General features: G+C 64.6%; 24 protein-coding genes and 1 tRNA gene. 18 read left to right on the top strand and 7 right to left on the bottom strand.

Translation table 11 applies throughout. From position 1 onward, the window contains the following. The first annotated feature begins 7 nt into the window (after positions 1–7). The 7 genes from AC5Y4N_RS19130 to AC5Y4N_RS19100 all read left to right on the top strand — a co-directional run bounded on the left by AC5Y4N_RS19130 (position 8) and on the right by AC5Y4N_RS19100 (position 7,942). Entirely contained in the window at positions 8–1,627 is a 1,620-nt protein-coding gene (locus AC5Y4N_RS19130) for a fatty acid--CoA ligase (RefSeq protein WP_005118169.1), read from the top strand. A 38-nt stretch (positions 1,628–1,665) separates the two neighbouring features. Further along, positions 1,666–2,811: an acyl-CoA dehydrogenase family protein gene (locus AC5Y4N_RS19125; protein ID WP_005086582.1), complete on the top strand. Its 1,146-nt coding sequence runs from the start codon at positions 1,666–1,668 to the stop codon at positions 2,809–2,811. A gap of 49 nt (positions 2,812–2,860) precedes the next feature. Further along, complete coding sequence (locus AC5Y4N_RS19120) at positions 2,861–3,919, top strand: BtrH N-terminal domain-containing protein (RefSeq protein WP_005086581.1); 1,059 nt, start codon at positions 2,861–2,863, stop codon at positions 3,917–3,919. 91 nt (positions 3,920–4,010) lie between these two features. Further along, positions 4,011–4,421, top strand: coding sequence for an SCP2 sterol-binding domain-containing protein (locus tag AC5Y4N_RS19115; RefSeq protein ID WP_005086579.1), 411 nt, complete (start codon positions 4,011–4,013; stop codon positions 4,419–4,421). A gap of 148 nt (positions 4,422–4,569) precedes the next feature. Continuing rightward, positions 4,570–5,676 (top strand): NDMA-dependent alcohol dehydrogenase, encoded by a 1,107-nt coding sequence (locus AC5Y4N_RS19110; protein WP_005086578.1) that lies wholly within the window; start codon positions 4,570–4,572, stop codon positions 5,674–5,676. A gap of 159 nt (positions 5,677–5,835) precedes the next feature. Then, positions 5,836–7,035: an acyl-CoA dehydrogenase family protein gene (locus tag AC5Y4N_RS19105; RefSeq protein WP_005086577.1), complete on the top strand. Its 1,200-nt coding sequence runs from the start codon at positions 5,836–5,838 to the stop codon at positions 7,033–7,035. A 370-nt stretch (positions 7,036–7,405) separates the two neighbouring features. Then, complete coding sequence (locus tag AC5Y4N_RS19100; protein ID WP_005116484.1) at positions 7,406–7,942, top strand: HD domain-containing protein; 537 nt, start codon at positions 7,406–7,408, stop codon at positions 7,940–7,942. Positions 7,943–7,952: 10 nt separating this feature from the next. On the opposite strand, the gene AC5Y4N_RS19095 is transcribed toward AC5Y4N_RS19100, so the two are convergent. Together AC5Y4N_RS19095 and AC5Y4N_RS19090 are read right to left on the bottom strand one after the other, a co-directional pair. Next, positions 7,953–8,420 (bottom strand): NUDIX hydrolase, encoded by a 468-nt coding sequence (locus AC5Y4N_RS19095; RefSeq protein WP_005086575.1) that lies wholly within the window; start codon positions 8,418–8,420, stop codon positions 7,953–7,955. Positions 8,421–8,425: 5 nt separating this feature from the next. Further along, on the bottom strand, positions 8,426–9,226 hold the full coding sequence (locus tag AC5Y4N_RS19090; protein ID WP_005086574.1) for a hypothetical protein: 801 nt from the start codon (positions 9,224–9,226) through the stop codon (positions 8,426–8,428). A gap of 254 nt (positions 9,227–9,480) precedes the next feature. Here AC5Y4N_RS19090 and AC5Y4N_RS19085 point away from each other — a divergent pair, with 254 nt between their 5' ends. The 4 genes from AC5Y4N_RS19085 (at position 9,481) to AC5Y4N_RS19070 (ending at position 14,691) form a co-directional block, all read left to right on the top strand. Beyond that, on the top strand, positions 9,481–9,825 hold the full coding sequence (locus AC5Y4N_RS19085) for an SCO3933 family regulatory protein (protein WP_005086573.1): 345 nt from the start codon (positions 9,481–9,483) through the stop codon (positions 9,823–9,825). Positions 9,826–9,929: 104 nt separating this feature from the next. After that, positions 9,930–11,375: an FtsK/SpoIIIE domain-containing protein gene (locus AC5Y4N_RS19080; RefSeq protein ID WP_005086572.1), complete on the top strand. Its 1,446-nt coding sequence runs from the start codon at positions 9,930–9,932 to the stop codon at positions 11,373–11,375. Further along, positions 11,368–12,858 (top strand): replication initiator, encoded by a 1,491-nt coding sequence (locus AC5Y4N_RS19075; RefSeq protein ID WP_005086571.1) that lies wholly within the window; start codon positions 11,368–11,370, stop codon positions 12,856–12,858. The genes AC5Y4N_RS19080 and AC5Y4N_RS19075 overlap by 8 nt, the downstream gene beginning before the upstream one ends. Positions 12,859–13,044: 186 nt before the next feature. Then, positions 13,045–14,691: a recombinase family protein gene (locus tag AC5Y4N_RS19070; protein ID WP_005086570.1), complete on the top strand. Its 1,647-nt coding sequence runs from the start codon at positions 13,045–13,047 to the stop codon at positions 14,689–14,691. Here the strand turns inward: AC5Y4N_RS19070 and AC5Y4N_RS19065 are convergent. Further along, positions 14,673–14,758: transfer RNA gene (locus AC5Y4N_RS19065), tRNA-Leu, on the bottom strand. The two genes, AC5Y4N_RS19070 and AC5Y4N_RS19065, sit on opposite strands and share 19 nt — an antisense overlap. Positions 14,759–14,852: 94 nt before the next feature. On the opposite strand from AC5Y4N_RS19065, the gene AC5Y4N_RS19060 reads away from it, so the two are divergent. Further along, on the top strand, positions 14,853–16,193 hold the full coding sequence (locus AC5Y4N_RS19060; RefSeq protein ID WP_499911699.1) for a M20/M25/M40 family metallo-hydrolase: 1,341 nt from the start codon (positions 14,853–14,855) through the stop codon (positions 16,191–16,193). Positions 16,194–16,224: 31 nt separating this feature from the next. Next, positions 16,225–16,761, top strand: coding sequence for a YbhB/YbcL family Raf kinase inhibitor-like protein (locus AC5Y4N_RS19055; protein WP_499911701.1), 537 nt, complete (start codon positions 16,225–16,227; stop codon positions 16,759–16,761). Here AC5Y4N_RS19055 and AC5Y4N_RS19050 read toward each other — a convergent pair. The 3 genes from AC5Y4N_RS19050 to AC5Y4N_RS19040 are packed head-to-tail and all read right to left on the bottom strand — an operon-like array spanning position 16,758 to position 19,020. After that, positions 16,758–17,792: a quinone-dependent dihydroorotate dehydrogenase gene (locus AC5Y4N_RS19050; RefSeq protein WP_499911703.1), complete on the bottom strand. Its 1,035-nt coding sequence runs from the start codon at positions 17,790–17,792 to the stop codon at positions 16,758–16,760. The two genes, AC5Y4N_RS19055 and AC5Y4N_RS19050, sit on opposite strands and share 4 nt — an antisense overlap. Further along, positions 17,792–18,016: a DUF5703 family protein gene (locus AC5Y4N_RS19045; protein ID WP_499911705.1), complete on the bottom strand. Its 225-nt coding sequence runs from the start codon at positions 18,014–18,016 to the stop codon at positions 17,792–17,794. Before AC5Y4N_RS19045 ends, AC5Y4N_RS19050 begins: the two co-directional genes overlap by 1 nt. Then, positions 18,013–19,020, bottom strand: coding sequence for a hypothetical protein (locus AC5Y4N_RS19040; RefSeq protein WP_499911707.1), 1,008 nt, complete (start codon positions 19,018–19,020; stop codon positions 18,013–18,015). Before AC5Y4N_RS19040 ends, AC5Y4N_RS19045 begins: the two co-directional genes overlap by 4 nt. A 75-nt stretch (positions 19,021–19,095) precedes the next feature. Between AC5Y4N_RS19040 and AC5Y4N_RS19035 the strand changes: the two genes are divergently transcribed. Genes AC5Y4N_RS19035 through AC5Y4N_RS19015 form a run of 5 tightly spaced genes read left to right on the top strand, consistent with a single transcriptional unit; the run spans position 19,096 to position 22,391 of the window. Then, positions 19,096–19,395 (top strand): hypothetical protein, encoded by a 300-nt coding sequence (locus tag AC5Y4N_RS19035; protein WP_499911709.1) that lies wholly within the window; start codon positions 19,096–19,098, stop codon positions 19,393–19,395. A 38-nt stretch (positions 19,396–19,433) separates the two neighbouring features. After that, positions 19,434–20,267, top strand: coding sequence for an undecaprenyl-diphosphate phosphatase (locus tag AC5Y4N_RS19030; protein ID WP_499911735.1), 834 nt, complete (start codon positions 19,434–19,436; stop codon positions 20,265–20,267). Continuing rightward, complete coding sequence (locus AC5Y4N_RS19025) at positions 20,264–20,953, top strand: histidine phosphatase family protein (RefSeq protein ID WP_499911711.1); 690 nt, start codon at positions 20,264–20,266, stop codon at positions 20,951–20,953. Before AC5Y4N_RS19030 ends, AC5Y4N_RS19025 begins: the two co-directional genes overlap by 4 nt. Before the next feature lie 60 nt (positions 20,954–21,013). Then, positions 21,014–21,592, top strand: coding sequence for a DUF3090 domain-containing protein (locus tag AC5Y4N_RS19020; RefSeq protein ID WP_499911713.1), 579 nt, complete (start codon positions 21,014–21,016; stop codon positions 21,590–21,592). Next, positions 21,576–22,391, top strand: coding sequence for an SCO1664 family protein (locus tag AC5Y4N_RS19015; protein WP_499911715.1), 816 nt, complete (start codon positions 21,576–21,578; stop codon positions 22,389–22,391). Before AC5Y4N_RS19020 ends, AC5Y4N_RS19015 begins: the two co-directional genes overlap by 17 nt. Before the next feature lie 22 nt (positions 22,392–22,413). On the opposite strand, the gene AC5Y4N_RS19010 is transcribed toward AC5Y4N_RS19015, so the two are convergent. After that, positions 22,414–22,812, bottom strand: coding sequence for a hypothetical protein (locus AC5Y4N_RS19010; protein WP_499911717.1), 399 nt, complete (start codon positions 22,810–22,812; stop codon positions 22,414–22,416). Between the last annotated feature and the right edge of the window lie 151 nt (positions 22,813–22,963).

Here is a 22,963-nt window from a genome sequence, read left to right as displayed (position 1 = left end):
AAGCACAATGCAAAATGTTCCGCTCACGGTGTCGGCGATCGTCCAGCATGCGGCAGCCATACACGGTGACAGCGAGGTCGTCACTCCGACCGGAAATGGATATCGGAGAACGCCTTACCGCATTGTGCTGGCGCGAGTGGCTCGCCTTGCCAATGCGCTGCGCAGTCTTGGCGTCACGGCAGACCAACGCGTGGCCACCTTCCAGTGGAGCAACCAGGAACATCTGGAGGCCTACTGTGCGATTCCCTCCATGGGCGCGGTCCTGCACACGCTCAACATTCGTTTGGCCCCAGAGCAACTGGCGTACATCGCCAACCACGCGAGCGATCAGATCGTCCTAGTCGACGCTTCGGTTGCCCCGTTGTTGGCGCGCGCGCTCCCAGCGATGGCGTCGGTGCACACCGTCATCGTCACCGGAGAGGGCGACCTTGCCCCGCTACAGGGATGCGGGAAGACCGTTCTGCGTTACGAGGAAGTGCTTGCCGGCCAAGAAGAATCATTCGACTGGCCTGAGCTCGACGAGCTGTCCGCCGCGGCCATGTGTTATACGAGCGGTACCACCGGAGATCCCAAAGGCGTCGTCTACAGCCACCGTTCGACGTACCTTCACTCCCTGACCGCCTGCACAGCTAACGCTTTGTCAGTCAGCGAGGCCGACCGTCTGCTGGCCATCGTCCCAATGTTTCACGCCAATGCGTGGGGGCTTATTTACGCAGCGTTGATGTCCGGTGCGGATCTGGTACTGCCTGACCGGTATCTCCAAGCCGAACCGTTGGTGTCGATCATCGAAGACACCAGACCGACCTTGGCCGGTGCAGTGCCGACGATCTGGAACGATGTCGACCGATATCTGGATTCGCACCCTGAGCGGGACATTTCTTCGTTACGGCTGGTCGCGTGCGGGGGGTCTGCTGTTCCGCTTTCGTTGATGCGGGCATTCGAAGAGAAGTACGACGTGCCCATTGTGCAGGCCTGGGGTATGACCGAAACCTCTCCGTTGGCGACCGTTGCACGTCCGCCTCACAGAGCCGACGCGACGCGGCGCTGGGAGCTGCGCGCATCCCAGGGCCGGCCGATCTGCGGTGTCGAAATCCGGTTGCGGGACGACGACGGGAAAGACGTGCCGTGGGACGGGCAATCAGTTGGGGAGATCCAGGCGCGCGGTCCCTGGATCACCGGGTCCTATTTCGGAGACAACGATACGGAGAAGTTCGACGAAGGATGGCTGCGTACCGGTGATGTGGGCAAGATCGAGGCCGAGGGCTATCTGACACTGACCGACCGCTCGAAAGACGTCATCAAGTCAGGTGGCGAATGGATCTCCTCGGTGGAGCTGGAAAACACGCTGATCGGCCACCCTGCCGTGTACGAAGCGGCGGTAGTCGGCGTCGCGGACGATAAATGGCAGGAAAGGCCGTTGGCGCTTGTCGTCGTCCACCCCGGAACCGATGTTGACATTGACCAACTCCGATCGTTCCTTGCGGACAAAGTCGCCAAATGGTGGATTCCCGAGCGATGGAGCTTCGTGTCCGATATTCCGAGAACGAGCGTCGGAAAGTACGACAAAAAGGCCATCCGTGCGCGCCACTCTGCCGGCGAATACCTCATCGAAATCGAAACGTCATAACGTCAAATCCCTGGAATTCCAACTGTCGGAAGGTAATCATGTCCTCACCAATCTCTCCCTGGATGAATGCCGAATTACTCGAGCTTCGTGACCTCGCTGCGAAGTTCTTCTCGGCCGAATTGGCGCCGCATGCGAACCGCTTTGCAGACCAGCACCACGTCGACCGAGAACTGTGGAACCGAGCAGGCGAGCTGGGCCTGCTCTGCATGTCTATACCTGAGGAATACGGCGGAGGCGGTGGCACTTTCGCGCACGAAGCGGTCGTGCTTGAAGAGCAGGCCCGCATAGGTGACAGCTCATGGGGCGCGGGACTGCACAGCGGAATCGTCGCCCACTACATCCTGCAGTACGCGACTGAAGAGCTGCGCGCGCAGTGGCTTCCCAAGATGGCGTCCGGTGAAATGATCGGGGCGATCGCCATGACAGAACCGGGGACCGGGTCCGATCTGCAGAGCGTCAAGACAAAAGCCCTCCTGGACGGTGACGAGTACGTGATCACCGGCTCCAAGACTTTCATCACCAACGGCCAACAGGCCGACCTCATCATCGTTGTTGCCAAGACAGATCCGAGCCAGGGCGCTGCGGGCATCTCTTTGATCGTTGTCGAGGCTGACCGGGCGGGATTCCGGCGCGGCAAGGTTCTCGACAAAATCGGCCAGCGCGGCCAGGACACCTCCGAGTTGTTCTTCGATGAAGTGAGAGTTCCGCGCTCGCATCTACTGGGCCAGTCTGAGGGACAGGGCTTCATTCAGCTGATGACGCAGCTGCCACAAGAGCGACTCATCGTCGCGGTGGGGGCTGTCGCAGCGATGGAACTTGCCCTGGAGCAGACGCTCAAGTACACCCGTGAGCGGGAGGCGTTCGGTCGGCCTGTCTTTGGCTTTCAGAACACTAAGTTCACGCTGGCTGAAGCCGCGACAGAAACGCGCATCGCACGAGTGTTCCTCGACTACTGCATCGACCTGCACCTTGCGGGTCAACTCGACGTGCAGACCGTCGCCATGGCGAAGTGGTGGACCACTGAGCGAGCGATGAAGGTACTCGATGACTGTATGCAGCTTCACGGCGGATATGGCTACATGACCGAGTACCCCATCTCGAGGTTGTGGGTGGATCAGCGCGTGCAAAAAATCTATGCCGGCACGAACGAGGTGATGAAGGAAATCATCTCGCGTTCCCTATGACTCAGAGGAGTTGCCGCCCGCACGTTAGTCATCTAGAGGAGGAGGACTGATGGCATCGATGGTGGTGCCGTATCGCCACGACATGGGCGGCCACTGCGGATCGGGGGCTCTTCGGGATTTGACCGAATGGGCCGGGATCCGTTGGGGTGATGACACCCCGGACGAAGGCATCGTGTTTGCTCTCGGCGGGGCCCTCGACTTCTCGTATGTTCGCTCGGCCCACCTACGTCCACCGATCTACCTCGTTGGACGCAGCGCGGACCTCGAAGACGAATACTTGACCCGGTTGGGCGCGCGCTTCGAGTGTCGTTCGACAGACGACCCCGATCTCGGGTGGAAATGGGTGACCGAACAGATCGATGCCGGTACGCCGGTCATGGTGTGGACTGACATCGCCGAATTGCCCTATCTGAGAACGCGTCTGAGTATGAGCCGGCACGATGTCGTGATCGTAGGGTACGACGACGACGAGGAACTCGCCTTCGTGGTCGATAACGATCGCGATACACCTCAAGCCGTGCCTTACGAGAATCTACGGAAGGCGCGGGCATCGACGGGATTTCCCGTCCCCACGCGGCACACCACCTACGTAGTCGAGTGGCCCGGCGCGGCACCAGATCTCGGCAATGCTGCCCGGTCGGCCTTCCGTAGGTCCGCGGACGCGATGCAGGGTTCGTGTGTGAGCGCGCCGATCACCGAGGACTCCGATTGTGAAATTCAGGTGCGTGGGCTACCAGGGGTATCGACTTTTGTGGAGGATCTCAAGCGGTGGCCGAAGATCTTTGACGACGACACCCTCGACGGAGCCTTGTTTGCGCTGAGCGCCTTCATCGAAAAAGCCGGAACCGGAGGCGGTCTGTTCCGAGATCTGCAAGCACGTGGATGTCGGCGCGTCGCTGAAGAGTTGAGTTTCGAACCTGCGTTTAAAGCAGCGGAGGCTGCAAAGACCGCATCTGAGTTGTGGACCGCGGTTGCGCACGCCGCTTATGACCGCGGTGCAGATCCGCACCGAAGAGCGAGCGGCGCCGCGTCCGTGGCTGCGCAATTGCCGACAGCCGAACGTCGACTCGCGGAGGCGCTGAGGGAGGCAGGAGATCTACTCCTATGAGTTCTGATTGCTTCGGAGCAAGCCGAACTGGTTGCGACCCAGCAGATTTATTTGAGCGCTTTGAATTGTGTCATAAGAAGGGAGAATCACGATGGCTGTCTTCGCTGATGCGGAAGAGGTTTACCGCTACCTCGCCGGCATCTTTCGACGAGGTTTGGAGAACGAAGACCTTGCGAACAGACTTGCCGGGTCCGGGGTGGTGTTACGGATCCACTACACCGATCCGGATGCGGTACTAACCGTGGATATGCCGGAGAAGGTCGTAGAGACCGGCGCGGACAGTGGCGTTACACCGAATGTCGAATTGTTCATGTCCGCGGATACCGGCAACAGGTTCTGGTTGGGGAAGGTGAACTTGACCATGGCGATGGCGAAAGGAACTGTACGAGCGAAAGGTCCTGTCACCAAACTGATCAAGCTCATACCGCAGGCAAAGAACCTCTTTCCGGAATACCGGGCAATCCTTGAGGCCGACAAGCGTCACGACCTGCTCAATGTGTGATGTCGGTGCGGTACCGCGCCCGGGCACGGGTGAGCGGCGCGGGCCTCTGGGCGATGTGCCCGGAGATCATCCAGGACAGTTCGCGCGACCACCGTGCGCGGTCGGGATAACTACTCGAGAAGCGTAATTCGATAGAAGGGACTTCAACATGAAGACACGTGCGGCTGTTTTGTGGGGCTTGGAGCAGAAGTGGGAGGTCGAAGAAGTCGATTTGGATCCGCCAGGTCCCGGGGAGGTCCTCGTGCGGCTGGCGGCCACCGGCTTGTGCCATTCCGACGAACATCTGGTGACCGGCGACCTCCCGATCCCATTGCCGGTAGTGGGGGGTCATGAGGGTGCTGGCACAGTCGTGGAGTGCGGCGAAGGGGTTGAGGAACTGTCCGAAGGTGATTCTGTCATCTTGACCTTCCTTCCCTCGTGTGGGCGCTGCTCGTACTGCGCGCGCGGCATGGGCAATCTCTGTGAGTTGGGAGCGGCGCTCATGATGGGACCGCAGATCGACGGCACCTATCGCTTTCACGCACGAGGCGAGGACGTCGGGCAGATGTGTTTGCTCGGGACGTTTTCCGAGTACACAGTGGTGCCGCAGGCGTCCGTGGTCAAGATTGACGGCGGAATCCCCCTGGATCGGGCAGCCTTGATCGGTTGCGGCGTCACGACCGGTTACGGATCTGCGGTGCGGACTGGGGAGGTGCGCGCCGGGGACACCGTCGTGGTAGTGGGAGCGGGCGGAATCGGAATGAATGCGATTCAGGGCGCGCGAATCGCGGGAGCGCTGGCGATTGTGGCGGTCGATCCGGTGAAGTTCAAGCGAGAGCAAGCGAGCGGGTTCGGTGCGACGCACACCGCGGCCTCGATGGATGAAGCTTGGTCGCTGGTCAGCGATATGACGCTGGGCAAGCTGGCTGATGTCTGCATCCTCACCACCGATGTGGCTGAGGCCTCCTACACCGCGGAAGCGCTGGCCTTGGTCGGAAAGCGCGGGCGCGTCGTGGTCACGGCCATCGGGCACCCCGACGACTCATCGATCTCAGGATCACTGCTTGAAATGACGCTTTACGAGAAGCAGATTCGTGGCGCTTTGTATGGCTCATCCAATGCGCCGCACGATATTCCGCGACTGGTCGAGCTGTACTCCGCTGGGTTGTTGAAGCTCGATGAATTGGTCACCCGCGAATACTCCCTCGACCAAATCAATGAGGGCTACGAGGATATGCGTTCAGGAAAAAACATCCGAGGGCTGGTCCGGTTCTGAAGAGCATCATGCCCACTGCTGGTCTTCATGTCCTTGCGTCGCTGCAGATCATGCGGCCGGGCCGCTTGGGTGGTTGGCGTCGCGTCCTTCTTTCCCGTCGTGAGGACGGCAAGCATCAGACACCTCATAGATCATTTATCAAATTCTCTGGAGGCTGAGATGACGGACGCTGGCACGACCACGGCAAGCGGGGATGGGGCTGCTCGTTTCGCTATCGCCCCGGAGGTGTGGACCACGCCGGAGCGACGAGCGCTGAGCCAAATGGCGCGGTCTTTCGTGGAACGTGAAATCGCGCCGAAGCTAGCGGAATGGGAGCACGTGGGTGAGATTCCGCGCGACCTGCATCTCAATGCTGCCGAGGTGGGGCTTCTCGGAATCGGGTTCCCGGAAGAAGTCGGCGGCAGCGGCGGCAATGCGATTGACTCTGCACTGGTCACTGAGGCCATCCTGGCCGCAGGCGGGTCCACTGGCGTCTGCGCCGCCTTGTTCACCCATGGCATTGCCCTTCCCCACATTGCCGCCAATGGCTCCGACGCCCTGATTGAACGATATGTCCGTCCGACGCTCGCAGGAAAGATGATCGGCTCGCTGGGCGTTACCGAGCCTGGGGCAGGTTCAGATGTCGCGAATTTGCGCACACGCGCAGTGCGCGACGGCGACACCTACGTGGTCAACGGAGCAAAGACGTTCATCACCAGCGGAGTTCGGGCGGACTTCGTTACTACGGCGGTACGCACCGGCGGACCGGGTTACGGTGGAGTTTCATTGCTCGTGATCGACAAGAATTCGCCTGGATTCGAAGTGTCCCGCCGGTTGGACAAGATGGGATGGCGATGTAGCGACACCGCCGAGTTGTCTTTCGTCGACGTTCGCGTACCGGCTGAGAACCTGGTGGGGGCAGCAAACAGCGGGTTTTTGCAGATCATGCAGCAATTTCAGGCTGAACGGCTCGGCATCGCCGTCCAGGCGTACGCGACGGCGGGTCGGGCTCTCGATCTCGCCAAGAGTTGGGCGCGGGAGCGTGAAACGTTCGGTAGACCCTTGACGGGGCGCCAGGTCATTCGCCATAAGCTCGCGGAGATGGCTCGACAGGTCGACGTGGCGTGCACCTATACCCGTGCGGTCATGCAGAGGTGGCTAGCGGGGGAGGATGTCGTTGCCGAGGTGTCGATGGCCAAGAACACCGCTGTGTATGCGTGCGACTACGTGGTCAATGAGGCGGTTCAGATCTTTGGTGGGATGGGCTACATGCGTGAGTCTGAGATCGAGAGACACTACCGAGACTGCCGGATTCTCGGAATAGGCGGCGGCACCAACGAAATCATGAATGAGATCATTGCCAAACGTATCGGACTCTAGTTCTTGATACCAGTAAAGAAAGTTCTCACATCGCAGGTCAACGACGGTCAGGCGGCTGTTGGTCCAGCCTGCCGCTCGCGGCGTCTCGATGCGGCGAGGAGCGAGGGCAGCTGCGCTTCGTCGTGATGCCAGAGCTGTGGTGGCCTGCGACTTAGTTCCGGCGCCGGTCGTGGGTGCATGTGTGCGTGGCGGCGGACGGAGGGCGAAGCGCAGGGAGCGGCGCGGACGGGAGCGCCAGCGTACGGGAGCAGAGCGAGCGTAGCGAAGCCTGCAGGTAGCCGCCGTTCCTCGCAGATCCTGGCCTCCAGGATCTACGTCATAAGCTGCGAGGGGGCTGCGTCATGGTGCTGTGGCTCGTAAGCTGGCGGCTGTGAGCGGGGTTCTGACGCAGCGTGCACGGCGCGAGACCGAGACGCGGCTGGCTGAGCAGCCGCGGCGGTTGGCGCATGTCCGGGGCGTCGCGGCGACTGCCGAGCGGTTGAGTCGGCGTTTCGATCCCCAGACAGCGGACTGTCTGGTCGCAGCGGCGTGGCTGCACGATATCGGTTACGCATCGTCGTTGCGCCGGACCGGGTTTCATCCGCTCGATGGAGCGGAGTACGTGCGAGCGGCCGGCTTCGGGGAGCTGGCCGCCTCCTTGGTGGCCTTTCATACCGGAGCGCACGCGGAGGCTGCCGAGCGGGGCTTGTCAGGCTTATCCGCGTTCAGTGATCCGCCCAGCGATTTCCTTGATGTGCTGACTTTTTGCGATCTGACGACCGGACCTGACGGGGCGCCGATATCACCGCGCGATCGGTTACGCGACGTGCTGTCGCGTTATGGATCCGAGGACCCGGTGCACCGGGCGGTCGACGCGGGCCGCGACGAATTGTTGGCGGCCGTCCGGCGAGTACGCGACTGGCTATAAACCCAGCCGGTTAGCCGAGGTAGGGGCCGTCGCGGTGTTGCAGGTAGTGCTCGATGCGCAGCCTCATCGACGGATGCATATCCAGGTTAGGGATCTCGTCGGGTGCAGTCCAGGCGATGTCCGTGCTTTCGTGGTCGATGGCAAGGGTGCCGCCGAGCACCGTGGTGGTGAACAGGAGCGAGAATTGCTGGCGGACTTCGCCATCGGTGAACGCGACCACGTGGCGGGGATTGGTGTAGACACCGACCAGACCCGTGACTTTGACGTCAAGCCCGGTTTCCTCTTTGACTTCCCGCACGGCGGTGTCGGCGATAGTTTCGCCGATGTCGTGGCCGCCGCCCGGTAGCGCCCACAGGGTGTTGTCGCGGCGTTTGATCAGCAGAATGCGACCGTGTTCGTCGGTGACGATGGCCGAGGCCGACGGAACGACACTGTTGGGCGCCGGGGCGTTGGGGTCGTTGTAGTAGTCGGTGCGCATCGGGGTCAGCCTTTCGAGGTCAGCGGTCTGGCATGGTCCCAGACCTGGGTGAAAGCGTCTTCAAGGGTGGCCCAGAGCCGTGGCTCGTGGTGACGTGACAGAACCAGCACAGGGTTGTTGCGCCCGGCTGAGCCGTAGATGTGGAAGTTGACGATCATGGCGTCATCGACCCGAAAGATCGACGTGTAGAGCGCGGTGTCGTGGGTGCGGATGTCCAGCCCCGGGGTGCCGGCGTGAGGGGCGAGCAGTTCCACGGACGTGCGGCAGCGGGCGATGACGGCCTCGCCGATCCCTTCCTCCTCGCCGCGCAGGATCGTGGTGGGGGTGTCGGGGTCCCCGACGAGAAACCGCACCGTCACACCGCGGGCGGCGGCGGCGAGCAGGGTGTCGAGGAATCCGTCGAGGGTGTCGAACAGGAACGTGGCCGCCAGGACGAGGATGTCGATGCCGGTGGTGGCGTCGGCGAAATGCTGCTGCCACATGGTGATGGGTAGCTGGGTGCGGCTGGCATACAGGGTCGCGGTGAACGGCCCACCCGCAGACGCTGTTGCCACTGCGCTCGCGGTGGAGGGTGGGTACTGGTTGGGCCACAGGTCATGCGGGGTGCAGTCGAGCACCTCGCTGGCTCTGTGGGCGTTGTGTTCGCGAATTCTGTAGTCGCTATCGGCCAGCCAGCGTCGCACCGACTTGATATCGACACCCACCGCGGTGGCGAACCGCTGCGAGGACAGACCTTTGGCGTGTAGCCGCTGCACGAGGCGATCGTTGGGAGTGATGGCGGCCTCGGTGCCGTCCTGCTCGTCCATCGTGCCAGCGCACATCTTCCCGTGTCGTCCGTATCCATCCCTCAGCGCGTGGTGTCTAGTTTGCCATGCGACTGCCGCCACCCGGCGGCGATAGTGCCGGTGTGATGTCCGTGGGTATGTCCGGGCCGTGTCCGAAATGCCCGTGGATGTGTCGGAAATGTCGGCATATGTCTCTCGCAACGTCCGTGATGTCCACGTGAACTGAGTCCAGCGCCGGACCGGCGTCAACAGCTCACGAAAGGACCAGTAGGACAATGCGTTTGAGAATCGATACGTCTGGGACTCGTTTTATCGTCACCCGCGCTCCTGAGCCACGGCTGAACTTCGAAACCGGCGCCCCGAAAGTCGACACCGCCACCGGGATGCCGATGTACGCCACCCAGGTCCTCGCGCTGGATGACTCCGGCGGCGAAGTGCTCATTGTCACTGTGGCAGGAGACCCCAAAGTGACAGTCACGCAGCCTGTTTCGGTAGTTGGTCTGGTGGCCATCCCGTGGGCCCAAGGTGATCGCAGCGGGGTGGCGTTCCGTGCTGATGCCCTCACCGCCGCCACCGCCAGTGGTGCTGCGCCGAGTGAGCAGACACGCCCGCAGAAGTAACAACCCCCAAGCGGGTGTGGGGTGCGGTGAGCAGATCATCGCACCCCGCCACCCCGACACCCCGGGCATTGCTGTTGACCACACGCTCACGGAGGGCATCTCTCATGACATCGAACAAGAAGAACACCACCAACAGTGGATCAGGCGATGACGACTGGTTCGGAGAACTGGTCATGTCGCTGTTCACCGCATCCGGGTATGTGCTGTGGTGGGCGGTGCTGTTCCCGGCGATCAGCGTGCCCATCATCGCCAGCCTCGTCCTTGCTATCAGCCACGGCCCACGCGTGGGCCTGATCTGCGCGATCGTGTGCAGTGCCGGGTATGCGGGCTGGGCCTGGCTCCAACCGGGGTCATTTCGCGCCTGGGTGACCGAACCGGTACGGCGGCGCTGGCTCACGTGGTCGCGCTACACCCGCACCTGGGAATCGACCTGCACCTTGCACGGCCTGACCGCCACCCTCGGCGGACGCACTCTCACTCCCACCCTGCGCACGGTGACGATCGGTAAAACCACCGATGTGCTCGTGGTGCGGATCGTCACCGGCCAGTCCGTGGCAGATTGGCATAAACAGTCCGACGCGCTGGCCGCCGCGTGGCGCGCCGGCCGCATCAGCATCACCGCCATCTCGCCCGGCGAACTGCGCATCACGTTAATGCGCGCAGACGTGCTGGCTGAACCGATCGCCCTGCCCATGCCAACCCCGGCCACCCCGGTCGATCTGGTGTCGGTGCGGGTCGGGATCACCGAAACGCGACATTGGTGGCAGGTGCCGCTGCTCGGTCACCACGTGCTGATCGCCGGGGCAACCGGCGCAGGCAAAGGCTCAGTGCTGTGGTCGTTGATCGCCGGCATTGCCCCCGCGGTGAAGACCGGGCTGGTCCGGTTGTGTGTCATCGACCCCAAAGGCGGCATGGAACTCGGTGCCGGAGCACCCCTGTTCACCGTGTTCACCCACGACGCCACCGACACCACCCTGGAGTTGCTACGCCAGCTCGTCACGGTGATGCACGCCCGGGCGAATCGTCTGCGCGGCCACACCCGCCTACACACCCCCACGACGTCGGAGCCGTTGTTCGTTGCGGTGATCGATGAGATCGCCGCACTGACCGCATACGTGACCGACCGCAAGGTCCGCACCGAAGTCGAACAACTCCTGGGCCTGCTGCTCTCCCAAGGCCGCGCAGTCGGCATCAGCGTGGTCGCCGCGGTCCAAGACCCGGCCAAAGACACCCTGCCGGTACGGCAGCTGTTCACGGTGCGGATCGGGTTGCGGCTGACCGAAGCCACCCAAACCACCATGGTCCTCGGCCAAGGGGCGCGCGATGCCGGGGCAGAATGCGACCGCATCCCCGACACCACCCCCGGGGTGGGCTACATGATGGTTGACGGCACCGCCCACGCCCAGCGGGTGCGGGCCTTTCACGTCACCGACCACGACATTACCGCCCTGGCCAGCCGGTTCCGCCGAACCGCGAGGCGACCGAACAAGCCCCACCAGCCACACAACACCGATACCGGCCACACCGCGAGTGAGGGCAGCGGTGAATAGCTCCACGACATCGGCGCAGCTTGTCCTACCGGGTGTTCCGGATACAGCTGACACCGCCCGGGTGGTCGAGCAGATGGTGCGGCGCGCCGCCTCGATGGGATACGAATCCTGGTGGCGACGAGCAGAATCCGTCGGATTCTGCGCCCACCCCATCCAGCTGATCGGTGCCGATGAGTACGGGCGTCAGCGGGTGGTATGGACGCGCTGCAACAACCGTCGCGCCCACATCTGCCCCTCCTGCTCGGATCTCTACGCCCGCGACACCTGGCAACTCGTGCACGCCGGTGCCGCTGGCGGTCACCACGGCATGCCCACCACGGTGGCCGATCATCCGCAAGTGTTTGTCACTCTCACCGCACCGAGCTTCGGGGCCGTCCACACCGCCACGAAGTCACGGGAGAAGGCAGCGCAGGTGTGCCGCGACCAGCACCGGGTCGGCGGCTACCGACGCTGCCCGCATGGAAAACAATTGTGGTGCAGCATGTCCCATGATCATGGCGACGAGCGGGTCGGCCAGCCGCTGTGTCCGGAGTGCTACGACTATGCCGGGCATGTGCTGTTCACGTGGCACCTGCCCGAACTGTGGCGACGCTTCACCATCACCCTGCGGCGCGCCCTACGCAAAAGCCTGAAAGCCGCCGGAGTTGACCCGGATACGGTGCGAGTGAGCTTCATCAAGATCGTCGAACTGCAAGCCCGCGCTATCCCACACATCCACGCACTGATCCGCCTGGATCCCCACGACGACCTTGACCGCCCCGGGTGGGAATCACCTATCGGTGCAGTCGAACTCGCTAAGGTCATCCAGTACGCCATCCGCACCGTCACACTCACCGTCAACGACCCGACAGCCGATGGCGGTGGGCAGACGATACGGTTCGGCACACAGATCGACACCCAACCGCTAACCGCATCGGTGGATCCGCCGCCAAATGAGCACAATTCAGGCTCAAGCCGGTCCATGTCTAGCCGGCTGGTGGCGCGCTATCTCGCCAAGTATGTCACCAAATCCTTGGCAGCCCTCGGAATCAGCGCACGCCGCCTATCTACGGAAGCCATACCCGACCTGGACGTGTCCGAGCATGTGCGGACCATCCTGACCACCATCAGCGATCTCGCGGACAAAGGACTGTCCGGCATCGGGCGGTGGTTGCACACCCTCGGATTCCGCGGCCACATCACCAGCAAATCCCGCCGTTATTCGACTACCATGACCGTGCTGCGCGAACAGCGCGCCATTTGGACGCGTCAGGAAAGCTCGAAAAGCACTGCATACCAATACGATCCCGACTGTGACTTCGCCGGTGGCGATGATCTGGTGGCGTGGGAGTTTGACCGTGCCGGCCCCGGCAGCCTCGGCGATCGCAGTCTCGTCTATTCCGCGGCCCTCCAACGTATTCACATCCGCCGCATCGGACTAGTGGAAGCCCGTCGCCACACACGCAGCCAGCATTGGGATCCACCAGGGGCAAGCGATGGCTGAACGATGCCCAACCCCACATGCTCGCTCCGAATGTGACGCTCGAATTAATGCACCGAGCATGTCAGAGGGAGGTGTTCAAATTGACCTGCCGAACCGGAATCGGCTTCCGCGCGAGGCCAACCGCGCGCTGGTAAACGTCATACTGGCTGTGCGGGACCGGACCCGCGGATCACGAAGGGAAGTGGCATGAGCCTCAGGTTCGCTTTCTATGGCCGAGTGAGTACCGAGGACGCTCAAGATCCCGAGGCGAGCCGCAGCTGGCAGAAACGTCGTGCCATCGATCTGATCACTCCGCATGGCGGAGTCCTCGCTGTCGACTACTTCGATATAGGTCAAAGCCGTTCGCTTCCCTGGAAACGCAGACCGGAGGCTTCACGTCTGCTTGCAGATGTCACTTCTCGTGACCGTGGCTTCGATGCCGTGGTGATCGGGGAACCTGCTCGCGCGTTCTACGGACCGCAATTTGCGCTCACTTTCCCGGTGCTCACGCACTACGGGGTTGGCCTATGGGTGCCTGAAGTCGGCGGAGCGGTTGATCCCGGATCCGAGGCACACGACCTCGTGATGACGCTCTTCGGCGGTATGAGCAAGGGAGAACGCGCACGAATCCAGATGCGCGTCCGTACCGCGATGTCGGCACTCGCGCAGGACACAACCAGATACCTCGGCGGTCGCCCACCGTACGGGTATCGACTCGTCGATGCCGGCCCGCATCCCAACCCTGCCAAGGCAAGTCTTGGGCAGCGGCTCCATCGTCTCGAACCCGACCCCGCGACATGTTCGGTCGTCGAGCGGATCTACCGCATGTACGCCGATGGTGCTGGCTTGCGCTTCATCGCACAGCAGCTCACCGACGATGGAGTGCCATCACCAAGCCAATATGACCCGGAGCGGAACCGGCACCGTGATCCGCGCGGATGGTCCCATTCGGCGATCCGCGCAATCCTCGACAACCCGGCGTACCGCGGTATTCGTGTGTGGGGCAAGCAGGAGAAATACGAGGTCTTGGTCAACCCCGACGATGTCGCTGCCGGGTACGAGACTCGCATGCGGTGGCGTGACGAGGTCGACTGGATCGCACCTGACCGGCGAACGCACGAAGCGCTGATCACTGACGAGCTGGCGCGGGCTGTCCGACTTCGGATGCAGGCGCGGCGGGGTCCGGGTCTTGTGTGTAGCAGAGAATCGACGGTGCCATATGCGCTGCGCGGGCTGCTGTTCTGTGCCGCATGTGGACGCCGCATGCAGGGCGCCGCCCGGCCGGGGAAGCAAACAACGCGGATCCTCTACCGTTGTGAGTTCGGCAAGTCACGTTCTGTACCTGTGGACCTGAGTGATCATCCGCGCACCGTCTATCTCCGCGAAGACGCAGTGACAGCGCGACTCGACGAATGGATCGCCACTCTGGCCGATCCAGAAGACCTCGCACGCGGGCAAGACGTGGACCCGGCGGCCGGACCTGGCTACGCCGCCTTGCAGCGCCAGCTGAGCGAGGCGAATGCCAAAGTGGCTGCCTTGATCACCGCCGTGGAGTCTGGCGTGGCCGTTGAGGATCTAACTGCTGCGTTGCGTCAACGTACCGCCGAGCGCGACGAGCTGAGGGCACGCGTTGAGCGAGTGGCGCGGCCCCGCGCCATGTGTGCCGCCGAGATCAGTGAGTTAGTTAAGGAGTTAGGCGGACTGTCGGTCATCCTCGGCGCGGCAACCGGAGCTGAGCGCGCCGAGGTGTACGCAAGCTTGGGCCTGCGTCTCGACTACGACCCGCATCTTCGGCGAGTCACGGCGACTGCCGACCTGAGTCGTGTCGCCGGATGTGTCCGAGGGGGGACTTGAACCCCCACGCCCGTTAATAGGGCACTAGCACCTCAAGCTAGCGCGTCTGCCATTCCGCCACTCGGACCTGTGTGGGCAGCTAAGGCTATCGGATTCTGCGTTCCTGACCCAAGTTGCCTCTCGGTCCTTCGCCGAGCGCTCGTCACCTGCCGCCACCCACAATGGTAGGAAAGGGGATTGTGACAGGTGCGATCGATGAGGTGGTCGACCTCGTCAGCGCGTTGATTCGCTTCGACACGTCCAACACCGGCGATCCCGCCACCACCAAAGGCGAACGCGAGTGCGCGCAGTGGGTGGCGCGACAGCTCGACGAGGTTGGCTACGAGGCGCAGTACATCGAGACTGCCCCCGGCCGGGCGAACGTTTTCGCCCGCCTGCCGGGCAAGGATTCCAGCCGCGGCGCGCTGATGATCCACGGGCATCTCGACGTGGTGCCCGCCGAGCCGGCCGACTGGAGCGTGCACCCGTTCTCCGGCGCTGTCGAGGACGGCTACGTGTGGGGTCGCGGAGCGGTCGACATGAAGGACATGGTCGGCATGACGCTCGCGGCCGCCCGCCACTTCAAACGCAACGACATCGTGCCGCCCCGGGACTTGGTGTTCGCGTTCGTGGCCGACGAGGAGGCCGGCGGCACGTACGGCTGCAAGTGGCTCGTCGAGCACCGCCAAGACCTGTTCGACGGCGTCACCGAGGCCATCGGCGAGGTCGGCGGCTTCTCGCTGACAGTGCCGCGCAAAGGCGGCGGCGAGCGCACGCTGTATCTGATCGAGACGGCCGAGAAGGCCATGATGTGGATGCGGCTGACCGCGCGCGGCCGAGCGGGTCACGGCTCGATGATCCACGACGACAACGCGGTGACCGCGGTGGCCGAGGCCGCGGCGAAACTCGGCAGGCACCAGTTCCCGATCGTGATGACCGACGCAGTCGAGCAGTTCCTGCAAGCCGTGTCCGAAGAGACCGGCTACACCTTCGACTGGACCTCGCCGGACATCGACGGCGCGGTGGCCAAGCTCGGCTCGATCGCCAAGATCCTCGGCGCCACCCTGCGCGACACCGCCAACCCCACCATGCTCAAGGCTGGTTACAAAGCCAACGTCATTCCGGCCACCGCCGAGGCCGTCGTCGACTGCCGGATCCTGCCCGGCCGGCTCAAGGCATTCGAGAAGGAGGTCGACGAGCTGATCGGCCCCCACGTCAGTCGTGAGTGGATCGTCAACCTGCCCTCGTACGAGACGAGCTTCGACGGTGAGCTGCTCGACGCGATGAACGCGGCGCTGTTGACCGCCGACCCGGATGCCAGAACCGTGCCCTACATGCTGTCGGGCGGCACAGACGCAAAGCACTTCGCGCGCTTGGGAATTCGTTGCTTCGGCTTCGTGCCGCTGCGGCTGCCACCCGATCTCGATTTCGCGTCGCTGTTCCACGGTGTCGACGAGCGGGTACCCGTCGAGTCGTTGAAGTTCGGCGCCCAGGTGCTCGAGCACTTCCTGCTGAACTGCTGAACTGATGCACTGCTGACAGAAAGGACCTCTGATGGCGTTTCCGTACAACCCGTACGACTTCCTGCCGAAGCTGCCGACGTTCACGCTCACGTCCGACGACATCCAAGACGGCCAACCGCTGGAAACGCCTCAGGTAAGCGGCATCATGGGCGCCGGCGGTGAAGACGTCTCGCCGCAGCTGAGTTGGTCCGGCTTCCCCGAAGAAACCCGCAGTTTCGCAGTGACCGTGTACGACCCCGACGCGCCCACCGCCTCGGGTTTCTGGCACTGGGCCGTGGCCAATCTGCCCGCCACGTGCACCGAGCTGCCCAGCGGCGTAGGCGACGGCAGCGAATTGCCTGGCAGCGCAATCACTTTGGTCAATGACGCTGGGATGCGCCGCTACGTCGGCGCCGCTCCGCCGCCCGGCCACGGCACCCACCGGTACTTCGTCGCGGTGCACGCCGTCAAAGTCGAGAAGCTCGAACTCGACGAGGACGCCAGCCCCGCCTACCTGGGCTTCAACTTGTTCATGAACGCCATCGCGCGAGCCGTCATCCACGGCACCTACGAGCAGAAAGAGGGCTAACGGCGCGCCGCCGAGCCCACCGCCTCGGCCAGATTCGCGAACCCGCCCTCGCGCAACCGCTGCGCGAGGCCGTCGTGAATGTGCTTGGCCCACAAGCCGCCGCCGTAGACGAACCCGGTGTAGCCCTCCAGCAGAGACGCCCCGGCGGTGATGCGCTGCCACGCGTCATCGGCGGTCTCGATGCCGCCGACGCTCACCAGTGCCAGCCGGCCGCCGACGCGCGCGTACAGCCGGTGCAGGACCTCCAGCGAGCGCGAGGCCAACGGTGGCCCGGACAACCCGCCCTCGCCGAAGTCGTGACGGACCGTGGTGTTGGTGGCGACGATCCCGGCCAGGCCGAGGTCGACGGCCAGGTCGGCGATCTGGTCCACCTCGGCGTCGGACAGGTCCGGTGCGATCTTGACGAGGATCGGCGTCGTCGTCTCCGCTCGCACAGCGGCCAGGATCGGCCGCAGCGCCTCCACGGCTTGCAGGTCGCGCAGGCCCGGGGTGTTGGGCGAGCTGACGTTGACGACCAGGAAGTCGGCAAGCGGACCGACCAGCCGCGCGCTGGCGCGATAATCGGCGACCGCGTCGTCGGCAACCTTCGTCTTGCCGATGTTGACCCCGATCGGCACATCGGGCAGATGGCGGGCCAGCCGCGCGGCCAGGGCGCCGGCGCCCTGGTTGTTGAACCCCATGCGGTTCACCAACGCGCGCTCTGTGGGCACCCGGAACAGCCGCGGCGTTGGGTTGCCGGGCTGCGGGTGCGCGGTGACGGTGCCCACCTCGGCGAAACCGAAGCCCAAGGCACCCCACACGTCCAGCCCGGTGCCGTCTTTGTCGAAGCCGGCGGCCAAGCCAAGGGGAGCGGGAAACCGTACCCCGAACACCGTCGACGCCAGCATCGGGTCAGACGGCGCCAGGAGCCGGCGCAGCCCATGGCGCAGCGGCCCGACACGGATGGCGGCTCGCAGCACCCAGAACACCCACGTGTGAATCCGCTCGGCGGGCACCAAGAACATCACCCGCCGCATCGCGCGGTACAGCATTACATCCCCGGCTGGTCGGTGGGACGCTCAGTCTTGCGGCGCCGCAGCAGCACTCGTCGGCTGCCGTCGGTGTACAGGCGCACCCGGGTCAGTTCCCAGCCGCGGTATTCGGCTTCGATCGACAGTCGCGTCGACGCGCTCAAACGGGTGACATCAGGAGGCAGCCGCAGCGGAACCCATTCGTAGTCGTCGGACATCTCGACGTCCCAGCCGGCCAACGTCATCGCCGCCGCCCCGCGTCCGGAATCACCTGAACGCCATCTCCGCTGGCCGACGCCACGTACAGCGTGCCGGTGGCGTCGTCGAAAGCCAGCACATCGGGTTGTCGCACGGTGGGGTAACGCACCTTCTCCACAGGTATTCCGGTGGCCAGATCGTAACCAACGACGACGTTGGCCGCGGTCAATGACACCCAGGCCAGGGTACTGGTCCCCGCCAGGCCGTAAGGAGCGTCGGGAACCGGGTAGCGCTGCCGCAGCATCAGCGGGTCCGTGCCGAACACCAGCAGAGCGCCGCCGCGCGTGTCCGCCACCAGAACCCGGCCCACAGGGTCAGCAGCCAGCGTGGTGGCGCCTTCGCCGGCGCGCAGCGCGTGCTGCGCCTTGCGCCCGTCGGGGTCGATGGTGGTCACCGACGTCTGTCCCCGGTCGAGCACAACGGCCGTATTGCCTTGGGTCACAAGGGCATCGACGCGGGCGAAGATCTTCACCGAAGCCGCAACGGTGGCGTCGGAGTTCAGCGTGTAGACGGCGCCGTCGGCACTGCCGAGCACGATCCGGCCGTCGGTACGCAAGGCAATCGCGGTGAAGTCGGTGTCGTCATGCCCCGACACTCCGGTGCGGGTGACCGCTCCGGCGCGCACGTCGAGACGCAGGTATCCGCCACGGGCCGACAGGTATACCGCGCCGCGGCCGTCGCCGGTGACCGCCGTCGCCGCACCGGGCAGCTGCACAAGTCGGACCGGCCCGCTCGCCACCACAGCGAGCCGGTCGCCGGACAGCACCACCAGTGACCCCGTCGCCGCGTCGAAGACCGCGGCCCGGGCGTTGAGCGTCACCGGACGCACCTGTCCTGTCGGAGCAGAGGTGGTGTGGGGGGACACCGCCGGGCCGGCCGGTGCGATAGTGGGCGGCGGTCCGCCGACCGGGCCGGACGAGCAAGCGCTCAGCACCACCAGGCACACCGCTGCGCCGACCACCCGACGGAGACGTTTAGCGCCTCTCACCATCGGGTAGGCCTGCGAGGTGGCAACGATGCTGACAACGAGCGGCCAGTCTATTCACGTCGGCGAAACGGTCGGCTGATGGCTCTCGCAGTCCACCGCGAGTGTCCTCGCGACGAATTCGTTTTCGAAGACGTGATGGCCGGAGTCCACGCCAACGGTTTTGGCAGGCTCGACGACGGCCGCAGCTTCGCGTTCTACTGCAGGCGCAACGAGCTGGTGGTCGAGGTGTACCGGCCACGCTTCGCCGGTCCGGTGCCGCAGCCTGAAGACGTGGTCGCGACGGCCACCCGTCGGCTCACCGACATCGATGTCACCGACGAGCGCAGCCTTATCGCGGCCGTGCGGGATGCGGTAGCCGAGGCACAGCCAGTCCGCTAGCTGCTGCAGGTACGGTCGTCGGCGTGGAACCGACGGCTATGTCCTGGGCGCAAGTGGTGTTTCTGGCCGTCGTGCAGGGGTTGACGGAGTTTCTGCCGATCTCTTCGTCGGGCCATCTCGCGATCGCGTCCCGCGTGTTCTTCGCCGACGACGCCGGTGCGTCGTTCACGGCGGTCAGTCAGCTCGGCACGGAGTTGGCAGTACTGGTCTACTTCGCCCGCGACATCTGGCGCATCCTCAAGGCATGGCTCGACGGGCTGGTCGTCAAGGCGCACCGCGACCGGACCGACTATCGGATGGGCTGGTACGTGATCATCGGCACCATTCCGATCTGCGTGCTGGGGGTGCTGTTTAAGGACGAGATCCGTACCGGGGTGCGCAACTTGTGGGTGATCGCGGTCGCGCTCGTCGTATTCTCCGCGGTGATCGCCGCGGCGGAGTACGTCGGCCGCCAAACCCGCCACGCCGAGCAACTGCGCTGGGGTGACGCGCTGATCGTCGGCCTCGCGCAGTGCCTGGCTCTGGTGCCTGGCGTGTCGCGATCGGGGGCCACGATCAGCGCCGGCCTGTTCCTCGGCCTGGATCGAGAGTTGGCCGCGCGCTTCGGGTTTCTGCTCGCCATCCCCGCGGTGTTCGCGTCGGGACTGTTCTCGTTGCCTGATGCCTTCAAACCCGTCCACGAGGGGATGAGCGCCACGGGCGCACAGTTGGCGGTGGCGGTGATGATTGCCTTCGTGGTCGGCCTGGCCGCAATCGCGTGGCTTTTGAGGTTTCTGGTCCGCCACAGCATGTACTGGTTCGTCGGCTACCGGGTGCTCGTCGGCGCGGCGGTGCTGGTGCTGCTGGGCAGCGGCGTGGTGTCCGCGACGTGACCGTCATCCTGCTGCGCCATGGCCAGTCGACGTCCAACACCGCCCATGTGCTGGCCGGCCGGTCCGAGGGCGTGGATCTCGACGACCACGGGCGCCGGCAGGCCGACGGCGTCGTGGGCCGGCTGTCGTCGCTGCCGATCCGCGCACTGGTGTCCTCGCCGCTGCTGCGCTGCGTGCGCACCCTGGAGCCACTGGCCGCGGCGCTCGGCATCGAGCCGGTGCTCGACGAGCGGCTCGCCGAGGTGGACTACGGCCAGTGGACTGGCCGCAAGCTGGGGGAGCTGGTCAAGGAGCCGCTGTGGAAGGTGGTGCAGGCCCAGCCCAGCGCCGCGGTGTTCCCCGACGGCGAGGGCCTGGCGCAGGTCCAGGCCCGCGCGGTGGCTGCGGTCCGCGAGCACGACAAGCGGCTGGCCGACGAGCACGGCCGTGACGCGCTGTGGGTCGCTTGTACGCACGGCGACGTGATCAAGGCCGTGGTGGCCGACGCGCTGGGCACGCATCTGGACAGCTTCCAGCGCATCGTTGCCGACCCGGCGTCCATGAGCGTGATCCGCTATACCCCGATGCGCCCCTTCGTGTTGCACGTCAACCACACCGGCGCTGATCTCGCCGCGGCTCTGACGGCACCGCCGTCCGACGGCGAGGTAGGGGCCTCTGATGCCGTAGTGGGCGGCTCCACCGAATAGCGAACCGACGCACCGCCGCAACTACGGCGCAGCAGCATCTACCGGTATTTTGGATATGTCATGGCGCGCGCTATTCATGTGTTCCGCTCACCCGACCGCTTCGTGGCCGGGACCGTCGGCCAGCCCGGAAACCGGACGTTCTACCTGCAGGCCGTGCACGATTCCCGCGTCGTGTCCGTCGTGCTGGAAAAGCAGCAGGTGGCCGTGCTGGCCGAGCGAATCGGCGCGCTGCTCAGCGAAGTTCACCGCCGTTTCGGCACGCCCATACCGCCGGACACTGGCGAGGTGGAGGACCTCAGCCCGCTGATCACACCGGTCGACGCCGAATTCCGGGTCGGCACCATGGGACTGGGCTGGGACTCCGAGGCGCAGACCGTCGTGGTGGAACTGCTGGCGGTCACCGACACCGAGTTCGACGCGTCGGTGGTGCTCGACGACGCGGAAGAGGGTCCCGACGCAGTGCGCGTGTTCCTGACGCCGGAGTCGGCCCGCGAGTTCGCCGCCCGGTCGCACCGCGTCATCTCGGCCGGTCGTCCGCCGTGCCCGTTGTGTGACGAGCCGTTGGATCCGGCCGGCCATATTTGCGTGCGCACCAACGGTTATCGCCGAGGCGCATTGGCTGATGACGCCGAGTCCTGACGACGTCCAGGCACTGCAGGTTGGCGAGCTGACGGTCATCGGACGCATCCGCTCGGCGAGCAATGCGACCTTCTTGTGCGAGGCGGACCGCTGCGGACATCGAGTGCACTGCGTGTACAAGCCGGTCGCCGGGGAGCAGCCGCTGTGGGACTTCCCCGACGGCACCTTGGCCGGCCGAGAGTTCGGCGCCTACTTGGTGTCGGAAGCATTGGGCTGGAATATCGTGCCGCACACCATAATTCGCGATGGCCCTGCCGGCCGTGGCATGGTGCAGCTGTGGATCGAGGAGCCCGGCGACACCTCGACCGACACCACCCGCACCACACCCGACCCCGTCGATTTGTTCCCGGCTGACAAGGTGCCCGCCGGCTATCTGCCGGTGCTGCGCGCCTACGACTACGCCGGCGACGAAGTCACGCTGGTGCACATCGACGACGCCCGGCTGTTCCGCATGGCGGTGTTCGACGTGCTGATCAACAATGCCGACCGCAAGGGGGGCCACATCCTCGTCGGCTTGGACGGCAACCTGTACGGGGTCGATCACGGCGTGAGCCTGCACACTCAGGACAAGCTGCGCACAGTGCTGTGGGGGTGGGCCGGCAAGCCGATCGACGACGACGTGCTGACCGCCGTCGAACAGTTGCGCGTCGCCGTCGACGGCAGCCTCGGGCGCGCGCTGCGCGGGCACATCACCCGCCAGGAGGTGGTCGCGCTGCGTCGGCGTGCAGAGGCGCTGCTGGACAATCCGGTGATGCCGACGCCGGACCGACGGCGGCCCATCCCGTGGCCCGCGTTCTAACGCGGCTGCCACGCGCCCATCCCTACCGCAGTGCGGCCTCGCGATCCGCGGCGTCGATCTGGTCGTGGAAGCGTTTGTGGACCCAATGACGTTCGCCGAGCAGTGAAACCTGAGCCCAGCGGCCCGTCACCGGCCCGAGCTGCGTAGCGCGGGGCATGGTGCCCAGCAGTCGCCGAGGCTTGGCGCCACCGGAGAACTTGGTGCTGTCCAGGACGTAGATGGCCTCCGGCGTGACTGCCACGCATCGATATTTGATCCACGGAATGGTCAGTCCCGTCAGATAGGCGATGACGAAGAACGCGAAGTGGGGTGCGGCCTGGCATATGAACGCCTGCCGTATGTCGCTGCCCGCGGGCAGGAAGGGTGTCGCGCGCTCCACCAGGTCTTTGCGCGGTGGGGGTGAGTGCGGTTGAGCGGTCATGAAGTGTCTCCACATGAGGATGCTGCTGCTTGATTGAGGCCGCCAGGCGTGTGGTCACGGCGATGACAAGCCGCCTCTCTCGCGCGTCGTATGAGACCACTTGGTGACAGGGCTTTGGGGAGTGTCGGGCAGATTGGGCAGTTTTCGATCG

This window comes from Mycobacterium sp. NGS19 (assembly GCF_059813155.1).
The sequence above is the reverse complement of the archived record's forward strand: the minus strand, read 5'-3'. Positions and strand labels throughout refer to the sequence as shown.

Bases quoted from the DNA above. Each gene is read 5' to 3' on its own strand.
- AC5Y4N_RS19085 (WP_005086573.1), top strand. From the start codon at position 9,481: ATGCGTTTGAGAATCGATACGTCTGGGACTCGTTTTATCGTCACCCGC.
- AC5Y4N_RS19125 (WP_005086582.1), top strand. From the start codon at position 1,666: ATGTCCTCACCAATCTCTCCCTGGATGAATGCCGAATTACTCGAGCTT.
- AC5Y4N_RS19060 (WP_499911699.1), top strand. From the start codon at position 14,853: ATGGTAGGAAAGGGGATTGTGACAGGTGCGATCGATGAGGTGGTCGAC.
- AC5Y4N_RS19070 (WP_005086570.1), top strand. From the start codon at position 13,045: ATGAGCCTCAGGTTCGCTTTCTATGGCCGAGTGAGTACCGAGGACGCT.
- AC5Y4N_RS19105 (WP_005086577.1), top strand. From the start codon at position 5,836: ATGACGGACGCTGGCACGACCACGGCAAGCGGGGATGGGGCTGCTCGT.
- AC5Y4N_RS19010 (WP_499911717.1), bottom strand. From the start codon at position 22,812: ATGACCGCTCAACCGCACTCACCCCCACCGCGCAAAGACCTGGTGGAG.
- AC5Y4N_RS19080 (WP_005086572.1), top strand. From the start codon at position 9,930: ATGACATCGAACAAGAAGAACACCACCAACAGTGGATCAGGCGATGAC.
- AC5Y4N_RS19020 (WP_499911713.1), top strand. From the start codon at position 21,014: ATGGCGCGCGCTATTCATGTGTTCCGCTCACCCGACCGCTTCGTGGCC.
- AC5Y4N_RS19040 (WP_499911707.1), bottom strand. From the start codon at position 19,020: ATGGTGAGAGGCGCTAAACGTCTCCGTCGGGTGGTCGGCGCAGCGGTG.
- AC5Y4N_RS19110 (WP_005086578.1), top strand. From the start codon at position 4,570: ATGAAGACACGTGCGGCTGTTTTGTGGGGCTTGGAGCAGAAGTGGGAG.
- AC5Y4N_RS19015 (WP_499911715.1), top strand. From the start codon at position 21,576: ATGACGCCGAGTCCTGACGACGTCCAGGCACTGCAGGTTGGCGAGCTG.
- AC5Y4N_RS19050 (WP_499911703.1), bottom strand. From the start codon at position 17,792: ATGCTGTACCGCGCGATGCGGCGGGTGATGTTCTTGGTGCCCGCCGAG.
- AC5Y4N_RS19095 (WP_005086575.1), bottom strand. From the start codon at position 8,420: ATGCGCACCGACTACTACAACGACCCCAACGCCCCGGCGCCCAACAGT.
- AC5Y4N_RS19030 (WP_499911735.1), top strand. From the start codon at position 19,434: ATGTCCTGGGCGCAAGTGGTGTTTCTGGCCGTCGTGCAGGGGTTGACG.
- AC5Y4N_RS19055 (WP_499911701.1), top strand. From the start codon at position 16,225: ATGGCGTTTCCGTACAACCCGTACGACTTCCTGCCGAAGCTGCCGACG.
- AC5Y4N_RS19115 (WP_005086579.1), top strand. From the start codon at position 4,011: ATGGCTGTCTTCGCTGATGCGGAAGAGGTTTACCGCTACCTCGCCGGC.
- AC5Y4N_RS19120 (WP_005086581.1), top strand. From the start codon at position 2,861: ATGGCATCGATGGTGGTGCCGTATCGCCACGACATGGGCGGCCACTGC.
- AC5Y4N_RS19035 (WP_499911709.1), top strand. From the start codon at position 19,096: ATGGCTCTCGCAGTCCACCGCGAGTGTCCTCGCGACGAATTCGTTTTC.
- AC5Y4N_RS19130 (WP_005118169.1), top strand. From the start codon at position 8: ATGCAAAATGTTCCGCTCACGGTGTCGGCGATCGTCCAGCATGCGGCA.
- AC5Y4N_RS19045 (WP_499911705.1), bottom strand. From the start codon at position 18,016: ATGACGTTGGCCGGCTGGGACGTCGAGATGTCCGACGACTACGAATGG.
- AC5Y4N_RS19090 (WP_005086574.1), bottom strand. From the start codon at position 9,226: ATGGACGAGCAGGACGGCACCGAGGCCGCCATCACTCCCAACGATCGC.